General features: G+C 67.4%; 9 protein-coding genes. 5 read left to right on the top strand and 4 right to left on the bottom strand.

The window, feature by feature from the left end; all coding sequences use genetic code 11:
* Positions 1 to 32: 32 nt before the first annotated feature.
* Positions 33 to 3,806: a pilus assembly protein gene (locus ASD34_RS20125; protein ID WP_235510136.1), complete on the top strand. Its 3,774-nt coding sequence runs from the start codon at positions 33 to 35 to the stop codon at positions 3,804 to 3,806.
* Between the two features lie 27 nt (positions 3,807 to 3,833).
* Here ASD34_RS20125 and ASD34_RS20120 read toward each other — a convergent pair whose 3' ends face one another.
* The gene (locus ASD34_RS20120; protein WP_056580890.1) at positions 3,834 to 6,890 is read right to left on the bottom strand and encodes an FAD-binding and (Fe-S)-binding domain-containing protein; all 3,057 of its coding nucleotides are present in this window, start codon (positions 6,888 to 6,890) and stop codon (positions 3,834 to 3,836) included.
* Between the two features lie 8 nt (positions 6,891 to 6,898).
* A complete protein-coding gene (locus ASD34_RS20115; protein ID WP_056580887.1) occupies positions 6,899 to 7,612 on the bottom strand; it encodes a GntR family transcriptional regulator in 714 nt (237 codons plus the stop codon).
* Between the two features lie 121 nt (positions 7,613 to 7,733).
* Here ASD34_RS20115 and ASD34_RS20110 point away from each other — a divergent pair, with 121 nt between their 5' ends.
* From ASD34_RS20110 to ASD34_RS20100, 3 genes are all read left to right on the top strand, one after another.
* Positions 7,734 to 8,978: a pyridoxal-phosphate-dependent aminotransferase family protein gene (locus ASD34_RS20110; protein ID WP_056580885.1), complete on the top strand. Its 1,245-nt coding sequence runs from the start codon at positions 7,734 to 7,736 to the stop codon at positions 8,976 to 8,978.
* Positions 8,979 to 9,108: 130 nt separating this feature from the next.
* Positions 9,109 to 10,086: a Bug family tripartite tricarboxylate transporter substrate binding protein gene (locus ASD34_RS20105; RefSeq protein ID WP_056580882.1), complete on the top strand. Its 978-nt coding sequence runs from the start codon at positions 9,109 to 9,111 to the stop codon at positions 10,084 to 10,086.
* A gap of 132 nt (positions 10,087 to 10,218) precedes the next feature.
* Positions 10,219 to 10,983, top strand: coding sequence for a fumarylacetoacetate hydrolase family protein (locus tag ASD34_RS20100; protein ID WP_056580879.1), 765 nt, complete (start codon positions 10,219 to 10,221; stop codon positions 10,981 to 10,983).
* Here the strand turns inward: ASD34_RS20100 and ASD34_RS20095 are convergent.
* Positions 10,932 to 11,894, bottom strand: a complete 963-nt coding sequence (locus ASD34_RS20095; protein ID WP_056580876.1) for a LysR substrate-binding domain-containing protein — start codon at positions 11,892 to 11,894, stop codon at positions 10,932 to 10,934. The genes ASD34_RS20100 and ASD34_RS20095 overlap by 52 nt on opposite strands.
* 91 nt (positions 11,895 to 11,985) lie before the next feature.
* Here ASD34_RS20095 and ASD34_RS20090 point away from each other — a divergent pair, with 91 nt between their 5' ends.
* Positions 11,986 to 13,182 carry an MFS transporter gene (locus tag ASD34_RS20090; RefSeq protein WP_056580874.1) on the top strand — a complete coding sequence of 399 codons (1,197 nt, stop codon included), beginning with the start codon at positions 11,986 to 11,988 and terminating at the stop codon, positions 13,180 to 13,182.
* Here ASD34_RS20090 and ASD34_RS20085 read toward each other — a convergent pair.
* On the bottom strand, positions 13,146 to 14,006 hold the full coding sequence (locus ASD34_RS20085; protein WP_056582562.1) for a dienelactone hydrolase family protein: 861 nt from the start codon (positions 14,004 to 14,006) through the stop codon (positions 13,146 to 13,148). The genes ASD34_RS20090 and ASD34_RS20085 overlap by 37 nt on opposite strands.
* Positions 14,007 to 14,087: the final 81 nt, after the last annotated feature.

Raw genomic sequence — 14,087 nt, 5'->3', positions numbered from 1 at the left:
AGTCCCCACGCCCAACGCATCCGAAAGATCGCATGACAGTCCTGCGCCAGCTTCTTGTTCCTGCCTTCGCCAACGCCGCAGGCATGCGAACGTTCATGGGTCTCGCTGCCGCCGTCAGCGCGGCGCTTCTGCCCATCGACGACGTGCATTCCGCAACGACGCCGAGCCAGGCTCCCCTGTACAACGCCGTGCCGGGGGCCAAGCCCAACCTGATGTTTGTGCTGGACAACTCCGGCTCGATGGCGGAGGAAGCCCAGGACGGCTATGGCGTCAAGGACAACTGCCCGCAAACTGGCTCGTCTTGCGGAACCAAGTACGGCTGGTATGCCATGCGGTCCAGCAGTATGAACACGCAGTACTACAACCCGGCCATTACCTATAGCGCCCGGGTGGAGGCGAATGGCAAGCAGAAAGACAACCCGACAGCGTTCGTGGACAACCAGTCGTCCTCTGGGGCAAGAACCCAGCACACCCCAGGAGGGACGACAGGCACCAGGAAATTCACCTACGTCATCTGCAAGAACAATGACTGTGCCAGCGAGGCGAACAGGACAGTCCGCACCATCCAGTCATCCGATGCCGGCACTGTTCCATTGCCGGATGGGCACCGGCGCACTGACTGCGAGAACGCCAACGAATGCTCCGCAACATTGGAGCGCCAGAACATCGCCAACTGGTACGAGTGGTATCGCACCCGCACGCTGGCAGTCAGTACCGCGCTCGGTCTGGCCATGCAGAGCTACGACAACAAGTTCAGGGTCGGGTACGTCCAGTACAACCGGAACGGACGGCGCGCAGAGCGCGTCGTGAGCGGCGTCAACTACTTCAAGGACGAAATCGGCGCTTCAGGCAAGAAGTGGAAAACCTGGTTCTATGACTGGATCTACGGCATCGAACCCGAAGGGGGAACGCCAAGCCACAGCGCTTTGAAGCTCGCAGCCGACTATTACGCCGGAGAGGAAACCAGGAGCGCCACAGACGCCGTGTTGAGCCGCCCCTGGAAGAACGACCCCAACAACCCGAACAGCGGAGAGCTGAGCTGCCGGCGCGCCTACAGCATCGTGCTGTCCGACGGTGCCTGGAACTTCAACACCGCGCAAGGCATCGACTCGCGCTACACCGCCAGCAAGGGAAGCATCAACTTCGACGGCAAGCCGTCCGGAAACACCGAAGCATTCCGCTATGACCCGAGAGGCGCTGCGGGCTACGACAGCGCAGACCCGGCCCAGAGGCTGATCGCCAGAAACCTGTACATCCCCTACAGCGACGGCGCCACCGCCAGCAGCAACGGGTTCGCCGACCTGACTGCACGCTACTTCTGGCACACCGATTTCTCCAGCTCCCTCACCAACGACGTTCCCCCGGTGAGCGGCCAGCACAACCCCACGTTCTGGCAGAACATGACCACGTTCACCATCGGCTGGGGCCTGACGCCCTCCGGCGATGCCGGCCGGTTCGGGGGGCTCAAATGGGCGCAGATCGACAGCTACAACAACGACTGGCTCGCCGGCAACACGGCGACAAGACCCAACTGGGCCACGGGCAACCTGAACGCCGGAGGCACCGTCGATGCGCTGCGCGTGGACGACTTCATCCGCGCAGGCTTCACCGGCGGTGGCCGCGCCTACAGCGTCTACTCGGGCGACGATGTACGCCGGGCCCTGGACAACGCGCTGAGCGGCATGGTCGGTTCCGGCAACGACGCGGGCGTGGCGGTGTCCGGCAACAGCAACGAATTCCAGACGCTGGAAGGCCAGTACAAGTACACGACCGAGTACCAGACGTCGGACAACAGCGGCGACATCGAGGCCTTCGAGCTGGATGCCAATGGCGGCTACAAGACGATCGAGGCTGGCAAGCCGAAGCCAGCCTGGTCCGCCAACGCCAGGATGCCGGCCGTCGACAAGCGAACGATCTTCGCTCTGTCGAACTACGACCCCAACACCCCTGCCACGGCCCAGCGCACGACACTGACCTTCGGCACGAAACTGGGCAACCTGCCAGCCGATTTCCAGGCCCTGCTGAATGCCGACAAGCAGCAAGCCACCGACGAAAGCTTTGTGCGCTACCTGCTGGGACAGGACCCGCAGAAGGATGTTGCCGGCTCGGTCTACCGGCTGCGCAAGCAGCCCATCGGCGCCTCGGTCAACTCACCGCCGGTGTTCGTGGGCGGTCGGTTCGACATGGGCTATGGCGCTTCTCCCAGTTCGGTCGATGGCAAGGACAGCTATGTCGCCTACAAGGAGCTCAAGACCACGCAACCGCCCACCATCTTTGCCGCCACCAACAACGGCAAGGTCCACGTGCTGAACGCTGCCAGGAACGACGAAGGGGGCACCGAGCTGGCCGCGTTCATGCCCAAGGGCGCCATGGCCTCGCAGATCGATCTGGCCAACCCGAACTTCCGTTTCCGCTACACGCTCGACGGCCCGCTGGTCGAGCAGGATGTGTACGACAAGGCCGGCGATACCCCGGCGGGCGGAAAGAACACATGGCGCCAACTGGTGCTCGGCACGGGGGGCCGCGCGGGCCCCTTCATGTACGGCCTGGAGTCGCCTTTGGACACCGCCAGCCGAGCGCCTACCCAGAACCACTTTCTCTGGGAAGTGAACAACAAGCACGAGGACTACCTCGCTCTGGCCCACATCACCAACAACCCTGCCGCGGGCCAACTCGACGACGGCACCTGGGTCATGTTGACCGGCAACGGTCACTACCCGGAAACCAAGAAGGTCGGGCTGTATGTGGTGGAGGCGCTCACCGGAAAAAGGAAGGCCTTTGTTGAACTTCCCTCGGCGTTCAGCAGCGGGGCCACGGGTGGCAACCGCGGCCTGGGCGGCGTGGTCGCAGTGCGTGACACCGCCCGCCGCATCGTGGCGGCGTACGCCGGCGACGCCAATGGCAACCTGTGGCGTTTCGATCTGCGAAGCGCCAAGCTGAATACGAGCGTGCCAAGGCGGTTGTTCACCACATCGGGCGGCAAGGCGCAGCCCATCTACGCCGCCCCGGCATGGCAGGTCCACCCTGGCGACGGCAGCACCTGCACCTACAGCGCCACCTCGTCGTGCGGCGCCATCGTGGTGATCGGCACCGGCATCCTGCTGGACGAGGAAGATCTGGCGATGCCCGCCACGAAGCAGGCCCTCTACGGCATCTGGGACCAGACACCGATCGGCGGCGACGACAAGGCCGGGGACATTCCGGTCACCGTCGGAAACCTGCTGACGCAGACCCTCGATCCGGTAGTCAAGTCCGGGGCCGGTCTCGAGAGTGGGAAGAACTTCTACCAGCTCAGCTCGAACGCCGTCGACTGGAAGAGCAAGAAGGGATGGCTGCTGAACCTCGGCACGATCACCCACCTCGGCGCCATGCTCAACGGCGAGCGCGTCGTCGGCGACCTGGCCAACCTGGGCAGCAGCGTGGTCGTCTCGTCCTTCCTTCCGGAGGACAAGGCGCAGGGCATCGAGTCCTGCACAGCCACAGGCAGCCTGCCCAACAACATCTACGTGCTCGACGCCCTCACCGGCAAGAACAAGAACTCCTTCGATGTCGATGGCAACGGCAGCTTCGACGCGTACTCGGTCGTCTCGATCTCGAGGGGCGGCTTCACGCGCGGCAACGTCAACTCGCGCAACATGGTCGGCCAGCCCAACGAAGGCCGCCCCGACGGCAAGCCCGAAGTCAATTGCACCAATGAAACGGGCTTCCTGACCGGCGTGGGCGACACGCAGAAGATCGGCGACGGCTGCGGGGTGTCGCGCACCTGGCGCCGCAGCTGGCGCCAGGTGGTCTCGCCCCCCTTCTGAGTACCGAAAGAGAACACCGCAGCCGCCTCAAAGCACCATGTGCCGCGCCAGCAGCACCGCCACATGCACCGCCTCGCGCTGCGCGCCATCGCCGATCTGGTGACGGCAGCTCGTGCCGTCCGCCACCACGATCGCATCGGGCCGGGCGCGGATGGCGGGCAGCAGGCTCGCCTCGGCCATCTGCATCGACACCTCGAAGTGGCTGGCCTCGTAGCCGAAGCTGCCGGCCATGCCGCAGCATGAGCTTTCGATCAGCTCGGGCTCGGCCCCCGGAATCAGCTTGAGCACCTCCATGATCGGGCTCACCGCGCCGAAGGCTTTCTGGTGGCAGTGGCCGTGCAGCAGGATCGGCGCGGTGGCCGGCTTCAGCGCGAGTTCGAAGCGGCCGGCCTTGCGTTCGCGGGCGAGGAACTCTTCGAACAGCAGCGCCTGCTTGGCGACGACCTGCGCCTTGTCGCCGAAGCCCATCACCAGCGTTTCGTCGCGCAGCGTGAGCAGGCACGAGGGCTCGAGCCCGACGATGGGAACGCCGGCCTGCGCCAGCGGCAGCAGCGCATCGATCAGTGCCCCGGCGCGAATCTTGGCCTCGTCCACCATGCCGCTGGCCAGGAAGGTCCGGCCGCAGCAGTGGTGCCCGCCGCCCTTCTCCACGGTGTGCAGCGCATAGCCCGCAGCGTGCAGCACGCGCGCAGCGGCAAAGACGTTCTCGCTTTCGAAGGTGCCGTTGAAGGTGTCGACGAACAGCACGGCGACCTTTTCGCCGCGCGCTGCGGCAGCCAGCACCGAGGCCTGGTCGGAAAACAGGCCCGCCGCCACTGCGTCCTTCGCGCGCCAGAAGGTGTCGGTGCGCCATTCGGGCAGCGAGCGTTTGGCTGAAAAGCCCAGCATCTTCTCGCCCAGCCATGCCGCGCCCGGCACGCGGTTGCGCAGGTTCAGCAACCACGGCATGCGGCTGGCGCGGTGTGCGTAGTCGGGCATGTAGGCGACCAGCTTGTCTTTCAGCGTGTGGCCGTGGCGCTTCTTGTAGTGGTCGAGAAACTCGATCTTCATCTTCGCCATGTCGACACCCGTCGGGCAGTCGCGCTTGCAGCCCTTGCAGCCCACGCACAGGTCCATGGTCTCGTGCATGGCTTCGCTGGTGAAGGCGTCGGCGCCGAGCTGGCCCGACAGCGCCAGGCGCAGCGTGTTGGCGCGCCCGCGCGTCAGGTGCTGTTCGTCGCGCGTCACGCGGTAGCTCGGGCACATGGTGCCGGCGTCGAACTTGCGGCAGTGGCCATTGTTGTTGCACATCTCGACGGCCTTCGCGAGGCCACCGGTGCTGTCGCCGCCGGTGCCGGGCGCGGTGGTCAGCTCGGTCACCGGGTCGGCGTTGACGTTCCAGCCCGACCAGTCGAGCACCGGCTTCAGTTCGATGCGGCGATACGGCTTGGGCGCGGTGGGTGGCGCAAAGCGGAACAGCGCGCCGTCGTCCATGCGCGGCGGGTCGATGATCTTGCCGGGGTTGAACAAGCCGATCGGGTCGAGCTGCCGCTTGATCGCGCGAAAGGCCTCGTTGATTGCCGGGCCGAACTGCCATTCGATCCATTCGCCGCGGCACAGCCCGTCGCCGTGCTCGCCGCTGAAGGCGCCCTTGTACTTGCGCACCAGCGCGCTGGCCTCTTCGGCGATGGCGCGCATCTTGGCCGCGCCGTCGGCGCGCATGTCGAGAATCGGCCGCACATGCAGCGTGCCGACCGAGGCGTGCGCGTACCAGGTGCCGCGACTGCCGTACTTCGCGAACACCTCGGTCAGCGCGTCGGTGTATTCAGCCAGGTGCTCCAGCGGCACGGCGCAGTCCTCGATGAAGCTCACGGGTTTGCCGTCGCCCTTGAGGCTCATCATGATGTTGAGACCGGCCTTGCGCACCTCCCACAGGTTCTTCTGCCGCGCGTCGTCGGCCATCTCGACCACGCTGCCGGGCAGGCCGAGGTCGCCCATCAGCTCGACCAGCCGCTTCAGCTGCGGCAGCAGCGCAGCCTTGTCGGCGCCCGAGAACTCGACCAGCAGGATGGCGGCGGGCTTGCCGATCAGCGCGGTTTCCACCGTCGGCTTGAAGGCGGGGTTGGCCAGGCTCAGTTCGATCATCGTGCGATCGACCAGCTCCACCGCCGTCGGCCCGAGCTTCACGATGTGCTGCGCCGCGTCCATGGCCGCGTGGAAGGTCGGGAAGTTCACGATGCCCAGCACCTTGGCGCGTGGCAGCGGCGCCAGCTTGAGCTTCAGGCTGCGCGTGTAGGCCAGCGTGCCTTCGGCGCCGATGAGCAGGTGCGCCAGGTTCACGCTGCCGTCGGCCGTGTACGGCTTCTCGCTCTGGTTGTCGAAGATGTCGAGGTTGTAGCCCGCCACGCGGCGCATCACCTTGGGCCAGTGCTGCGCCATGGCGTCGCGGTGCTCTTGCGCCAGCCCGTGCACGAACTGCGCGATGCCCGCCGCGCGTGCGCCCAGCTGGCCCAGCGGGCCGAACTCGACCAGCTCGCCACTCGACAGCCACGCGCTCGCGCCCAGCACGTTGTGCACCATGTTCCCGTAGGCGATGGAGCGCGAGCCGCAGGAGTTGTTGCCCGCCATGCCGCCCAGCGTGGCCTGCGCGCTGGTCGACACGTCGACCGGGTACCAGAGCCCGTGCGGCTTGAGCTGCGCGTTCAGGTGATCGAGCACCAGGCCCGGCTCGACCGTCGCCGTCCCCTCCTCCACGTTCACCTCGAGCACCTTGCGAAAGTGCTTGCTGTTGTCGATCACCAGCGCCGCGCCCGTGGTCTGGCCGCACTGGCTGGTGCCGCCGCCGCGGGCCAGCACTGGCACCTTCAGGTCGCGCGCGATGTCGATGGCGGTGGCGATGTCACGCTCGTTCGTGGGCACGAAGGCGCCCACCGGCGTGATCTGGTAGATCGACGCGTCGGTGGCGTAGCGCCCGCGCGAACCGTCGTCGAACAGCACCTCGCCCTGCGTGTCGGTGCGCAGCCGGCGCGCCAGCAATTCGCAGGTGTCGTTGGGCGGAAGGACGGTTCCGGCTGGCTGCATGTGGCTGGCAGGGTCGATGCGCATGTGGGTGCTTAGCTCGCGTTGTTGCTCTTGGTCTTGCTCTGGGCCGTGGGATAGATCTGCCCGGCGCGCAGCAGCTCCAGCACGGTGTCGCGCTTGCGCAGCACGTGCGCCGTGAGCACCTTGCGCATGGCCTGCGCGTCGCGCGCGGCCAGCGCCTGCACCATCTGCTCGTGCTCCTCGACCGCGTGCTTCCACTTCACCTCGTCCTGGTTGGTGCGAAAGCGCAGCGACTGCACGCGGGCGTTGATCGAGCGGTAGGTGTTCGACAGCACCGGGTTCGCCGCCGCGTCGTTGATGGCCGTGTGGATGCGCGCGTTCAGGCGGTAGTAGCCCGACAGGTCGCGCCGCGCGAAGCAGGCCATCATTTCGTAGTGCAGCGCGCGCACCTCGGCCAGTTCCTCGTCGGTGATGCGCTTGGCCGCCAGCTCGCCCGACATGCCCTCGAGCATCGCCAGCACCTCGAAGGTGTTGAGCACGTCGGCCTCGGTGAGCTTCACCGCCACCGCGCCGCGGTTGGGCAGCAGGTCGACCAGCCCTTCGGCCGCGAGCAGCTTGATGGCCTCGCGCAGCGGCGTGCGCGACACGTTCAGCTGCAGGCACAGCTCGCGTTCGTTGAGCTTGGCGCCCGGCGCAATGCGCCCTTCGACCAGCATGGTGCGCAGGCGCGACGCGACCTGGTCATGCAAGGCGAGCCTGGAGATTTCGATGATTTCAGCGGTCATGTGATGTTCCCTTGCTTGCATTTTGAATGCAAAAAATAGCCGATACAACCGGGGTTTATAGGTATAAACCAGCATACATAAATGAATTTTGAATGCAAAACTGAGCACAAAAGGAGAGCCCATGCTGCAACTCGACATCCACCCCACCGGCCGTCACTTCCTCCAGATTCCGGGCCCCAGCCCGGTGCCCGACCGCATCCTGCGGGCCATGAGCCTGCCGACCATCGACCACCGTGGCCCCGAGTTCGGCACGCTGGGTTTGAAGGTGCTCGGCAGCATCAAGGAGATCTTCAAGACGAAGCACCCGGTCGCGATCTATCCCGCGTCGGGCACCGGCGCATGGGAAGCCGCGCTCGCCAACACGCTCAGCCCCGGCGACCACGTGCTCATGTACGAGACCGGCCACTTCGCGTCGCTGTGGCAGAAGATGGCCACGCGCCTGGGCCTGTCGACCGAGTTCCTGGCCTTAACCGGCACCGACACTCACCTGCCCAACGCGCCCGGCTGGCGTCGCGGCGTGCAGGCCGAACTCATCGAGGCGCGCCTGCGCAAGGACACCGAGAAGAAGATCAAGGCCGTGTGCGTGGTGCACAACGAAACCTCCACCGGCGTCACCTCCGACATCGCCTCGGTGCGCAAGGCCATCGACGCGGCCGGCCACCCCGCCCTGCTCATGGTCGACAGCATCTCGGGCCTGGCCAGCGCCGACTACCGCCATGACGAATGGGGTGTCGACGTCTGCGTGAGCGGCTCGCAGAAGGGCCTGATGCTGCCGCCCGGCATCAGCTTCAACGCCCTCTCGCCGCGTGCGCTCGAAGTCTCCAAGACTGCGAAGCTGCCCAAGGCCTTCTGGGCCTGGGATGAGATCGTCGAGATGAACAAGGACGGCTACTGGCCCTACACGCCGAACACCAACCTGCTGTATGGCCTCTCGGAATCGCTGGACATGATCCTCGGCGAAGGCCTGGACCACGTGTTCGCGCGCCACCAGCGCTGGGCTGCCGGCGTGCGCGCCGCAGTCAACACGTGGGGCCTGCCCATCCAGTGCGTCGACCCGGCCGTGTACTCGCCCGTGCTCACCGGCGTGATCACACCCGAAGGTGTCGATGCCGACGCCGTGCGCCGCCTCATCCACCAGCACTTCGACCTGTCGCTGGGCACCGGCCTGGGCAAGCTCAAGGGCCGCATGTTCCGCATGGGCCACCTGGGCGACAGCAACGACCTCACGCTCGTGGCCATGGTCGCGGGTGTCGAGATGGGCATGAAGCTCAGCGGCATCAAGCTGGCGGGCAGTGGCGTGCAGGCGGCGATGGACTATTTCGCGAGCCACCAGGCCGCACCGGTCGGCCTGCAAAAAGCAGCCTGAGCCGAACGCGCAGAACACGACACGGGCCGCAGCGCATCGCTCGAACGATGCGGCGGCCCACCACCCTGCCGGGCCCGCGCAAGCGGCTCCCGGCACGCATCGGATTCCCCAACCGACGGAGACAAAGAAGATGCAAAGACGTTCCCTGATCCAGGCCGCCGCCGGCGCGGCCGCCACGCTGGGCGTACCCCGGCTGTTCGCGCAGGAGTGGCCCACCGGCCCCGTGCGCATCGTCGTCGGCTTTCCACCGGGCGGCGGCACCGACGCGCTGGCGCGCGTGGTCGCGCAGAAGCTCACCACCATGTGGGGCCAGCAGGTCATCGTCGAGAACAAGGGCGGTGTCGCCGGTGTGCTCGCGGCCGACTACGTGGCGCAGCAGCCCAGCGATGGCAGCACGCTGCTCATGGCCCACATCAACAGCCATGCGCTCGCGCCCAGCCTGCAGCCCAAGCTGCGCTACAACGTCGAGCGCGACTTCGTGCCGATCGTGCTCGTGGGCGTCACGCCCAACCTGCTCATCGCCAACCCGGCGCAGAAGGCCCTCAGCGTGAAAGACATCGTCGCCGCGTGCAAGGCCGCGCCCGGCACCGTGAGCTTTGGCTCCGCCGGCGCGGGCTCGGCCCAGCACCTGGCGCTGGAGATGTTCAAGCTGCAGGGCGGCGTCGATGCGCTGCATGTGCCGTACAAGGGCAGCGGCCCGCTGCTGGCCGACCTGATGGGCGGACAGATCCAGTTCAGCTTCGAGACCATGACCGCCGCCACCCCGCACGTGAAGAACGGCCGCGTGCTCGCTGTCGCGCAAACGCGCACCAAGCGGGCCAAGGGCCATCCGAACGTGCCGACGATGCAGGAGCAAGGCTTCGCAGGTTTCGAGGCCACCACCTGGTACGGTCTGGCCGGCCCCGGCAAGCTGCCCCCGGCCATCGCGCAGAAGGTGAACCGCGACGTCAACACCGTGCTCGCGATGCCCGATGTGCAGGAACGGCTCGACACCTACGGCGCGGAAGACGGCGGCGGTTCGCAGGACAAGTTCAAGCAGTTCATCAGCACCGAGATCGCCAAGTGGGCGAAGGTGGTGAAGGACGGCAAGGTGCAAGTTGAGACCTGAGGGCTTTCTTTCAGGGCGACGCTCCCGCCGACGGGGTACCTTGGCGGGGGACATTCGCGAAGGGAAGTACCCGGTGGCCTGGGCACGCGCCCTGAACAAACGAGCCCAAGAGAAACTGAGAAGATCCCAAGCATGACGCCCGACCCAAAAGCCCTCACCGAAGCCCTCATCGCCGCACGCCAAGCCAATCGCACGCTCGACGCCACGCCCTGGATCGATGCCCTGCCAGACGCACCTCAAGCGTATGAAGTGCAAGACGCCGTAGCCGCGGCCCTCGGCTGGTTCGACGGTGTTCCAAAGACCTGGAAGTCCGGCGGCGGCTCCCGCGGCGCCACGCTCACGCACGCCCCGTTGCCCCCGTCCGGCGTGCGCCAGAGCCCCGCCGACTTCAGCGACCTCACCTTCCACACCCCCGGCATCGAGGCCGAGATTGCGTTGCGACTCGGCCAGGACGTCACGCCGGCGCAAGCCGCCGCACTCGACCACGACAACTCGGCAGCCCTCATCGACGCCATGGCCGTCTCCGTCGAAATCGTCGATGCCCGCTGGCAAGACCTGGCCGCCACGCCCGCCCTGCTGCGCCTGGCCGACTCGCAGGTCCACGGCGCACTCGTGCTCGGCGACTGGCAACCGTACGCCGCCGTCGACTGGGCCTCGCAGCGCTGCGAAACGAAGATCGGCGATGCCGAAACGGTGGTGCGCGAAGGCACGCATCCGCTGGCCGACCCGGCCTGGCTGCTGCCGATCTGGCTGCGCCACCTCACGCGCCACGGCCAGACCGTGCCCGCCGGCACCGTCGTCACCACCGGCTCGTGGGTCGGCGTGCTGCCCTGCCGCCGCGGTGATCAGGTGACGGCCGAGTTTCCCGGCATCGGCGCCGTGCGCTTGAGCGTGTAACGCCCGCCGCCCACGCCCGAGCACGCGACCAGAAAGTCGAGCACCGCCCGCACCCGCGCGGGCAGCGTGCCGGCCTTGCCGATGTACACCGCGTGGATCGGCTCGATCTCGCCCGGGTTGAACTCTTCGAGCAGCGGCACCAGCCGGCCGGCATCGATGTCGTGCTGGATGTGATACAGCGACAACCGCGCCACGCCCGCCCCTGCAATCGCCAGTTGCCGCAGCGTCTCGCCGTCGCCCGCGCGCACCGGCCCCGCCACCGGCAGCATCACCATGCGGCCGTCGACACGCAACGGCCAGTCGGGCGTGTTGCGCCGGTAGCTCCAGCCCAGCCGGTTGTGCGCCTCCAGCTCCTGCGGCGTGCGCGGCGTGCCGTATTTCGCCAGGTAGTCCGGCGCAGCCACGATCGACTGGCTGGTTTCGCCCAGGCGCCGCGCCACCAGGTCGGACGACGGCAGCTGGCCCCAGCGGATCGCGATGTCGGCGCGCTCGTCCATCAGATCGACGATGCGGTCGGTCAGCGCAATGTCGAGCGTGATCTGCGGATGCATCTCGAGCAGGCGCGGCACCAGCGGCACCAGCCTGTGATGCCCGAAGGACACGCTGGCGTTGATGCTCACCCGCCCGCGCGGCGCCGCACCGGCCGCGGCGCATCGCTCGGCCTCGTCCATGTCGGCCAGCACGCGCGTGCTGCGCTCGTAGAAATGCAGCCCCTCGGGCGTGAGCTGCAGCTTGCGCGTGGAGCGGTGCACCAGCTGGATGCCCAGGCGCAGTTCGAGCCGCGCCACCAGCTTGCTGACCGCCGAGGGCGTCATGTCGAGCAGGCGCGCCGCCGCCGAGAAACCGCCCGCCTCCACCACCTGCACGAAGGCCTCCATTTCGCCGGAGCGGTTGACGTCGATGCGCGGCATGGCTTTCCTTCGATTGTGACTTGAACTCACAAGTGCATGTACTCGCGGCATTCTAGTCATCGAAGCCAATCGTCCGCACAGTACAGGCATCATGCCCATCGCTCTTCTCGCCCTCACCGCCGGTGCCTTCGGAATAGGCACCACCGAGTTCGTCATCATGGGCCTGCTCATGCAGGTCTCGACGGACCTCCAGGTCTCCATCACGGCCGCCGGCCTGCTGATCTCCGGCTATGCGCTCGGCGTCGCGGTCGGCGCCCCCGTGCTCACCATCGCCACCCGCAAGCTGCCGCGCAAGACCGTGCTGCTCGCGCTGATGGCGATCTTCACGCTCGGCAACCTCGCCTGCGCGCTCGCGCCCAACTACGAGATGCTGATGGCCGCGCGCGTCATCACCTCGCTGGCGCACGGCACCTTCTTCGGCGTCGGCTCGGTGGTGGCCACCGGCCTCGTGGCGCCCGAGCGCCGCGCCTCGGCCATCGCGATCATGTTCACCGGCCTCACCGCCGCCACGCTGCTGGGCGTGCCTGCCGGCGCCTGGCTGGGCCTGCAACTGGGCTGGCGCTCGACCTTCTGGGCCGTGACGCTGATCGGCGTGCTGGCCTTCGTGGTGCTCGCGGCCTTCGTGCCCCGCATGAAGAGCGAGGCCACGCCGGCACCGCTGCGCGAAGAGATCGCCGTGCTCGCCCGCCCGCAGGTGCTGCTGGGCCTGGCGATGACGGTGCTCGGCTTTGCCGGCGTGTTCGTGGTCTATACCTACATCCAGCCTCTGCTGACGCAGGTCACCGGGCTGTCGGAATCGGCCGTGTCGCCGGTCCTGCTGGTGTTCGGCGGCGGCCTGGCCGTCGGCAACATCCTCGGCGGCAAGCTGGCCGACCGCGCACCGATGGCCGCCGTGCTCGGCACGCTGGTGGCGCTGGCCGTGGTGCTCGGCGCGATGCAGTTCACCATCGGCACGCCGTTCACCGCTGTGGTCTTCGTCGGCCTGCTCGGCGTGGCCTCGTTCGCCACCGTGGCGCCGATGCAGCTGCGCGTACTGGAGAAGGCCTCGGGCGCGGGCCAGAACCTCGCGTCCAGCCTCAACATCGCGGCCTTCAACCTCGGCAACGCGCTGGGTGCCTGGGTCGGCGGCGTGACGATCGACCACGGCCCGGGCCTGCACGCCCTCGGCTGGGTGGCCGCGCTGCTCACGCTCGTGGGCCTGGCGATTGCGCTGTGGAGCCGCGCGATCGACCGGCGTGCGCAGAAGAGCGGTCAGCTGCCCGCCGACAGCGCCTCGGCACGGGCCTGACCCGGCGCCCCCAGCAACCGGCGCGCGAAGAACGAAAGGATCTCGTCGCGCGCCGCGACCGTCGGCTGGCCGGCTTCGTCGATCAGGTGCGCCGTCACCACGCTGTGCGGACTCGCGACCACCTGCGAAAAGAAGGACGGCAGGTCGCGCGTGTTGGCCGCGCTGTCGGGCAGCACGCGGGCCACGAAGCACTCGCCCAGCGCGTCTGCATACGCCGCGAAACGCTGGGCCCGGCAGAAGCGGTCGCCCTCGAAACGGTAGGCCATCACGGTCAGGTCCTCGCGTTCCAGGCGTTGCCGCACCTGGGCGATTTCTTCCGGCGAGATCTCGATGCCGCCGGGATTGTCCAGCGGCAGCGACGGCTGCGACAGCACGGGCGCCAGCACCGCCGGCTCCAGCATCATGGTGAGCGCGAAGTTGCCGGTGAAGCACATGCCGATCGCGCCCACCCCCGGCCCGCCGCATTCCGCATGCGCCAGTCGTGCCAGCGCGCGCAGCCACTGCGTCACCGGGCTTGAGACGTTGCCCGCGAAGGCGCGGAACTCGGCGCTCACGCAGGCGCGCTGGAACACGGCCCTGCCCTCTTCCGCGTCGGGCACGGCGCCGTCGCGGCCGAACATCGACGGCATGCAGACCGTGAAGCCGGCGTCGCGCACCCAGCGTGCGAAGCGCGCCACATGGGGGCTGATGCCCGGCATTTCGGTCATCACGATCACGGCCGGGCCGGTGCCGGCCATGTAGACCGCCTTGGTGGCGCCGTCGAGCGTGATCTCGCGGCGGGTGAAGTCGTCGAGCGGATCGGGCGTGTGCGGGGACTGTGTCATGGTCAGGAGCAAGAGCTTGCGATGGCTGCCATTGCACCTCGTGCAGCGCTAGACTGGCAGTGTCTATTTTGACGTTGATCG

The sequence above is a fragment of the Variovorax sp. Root473 genome (genome assembly GCF_001426505.1).
GTDB lineage: Bacteria > Pseudomonadota > Gammaproteobacteria > Burkholderiales > Burkholderiaceae_C > Variovorax.
The sequence above is the reverse complement of the archived record's forward strand: the minus strand, read 5'-3'. Positions and strand labels throughout refer to the sequence as shown.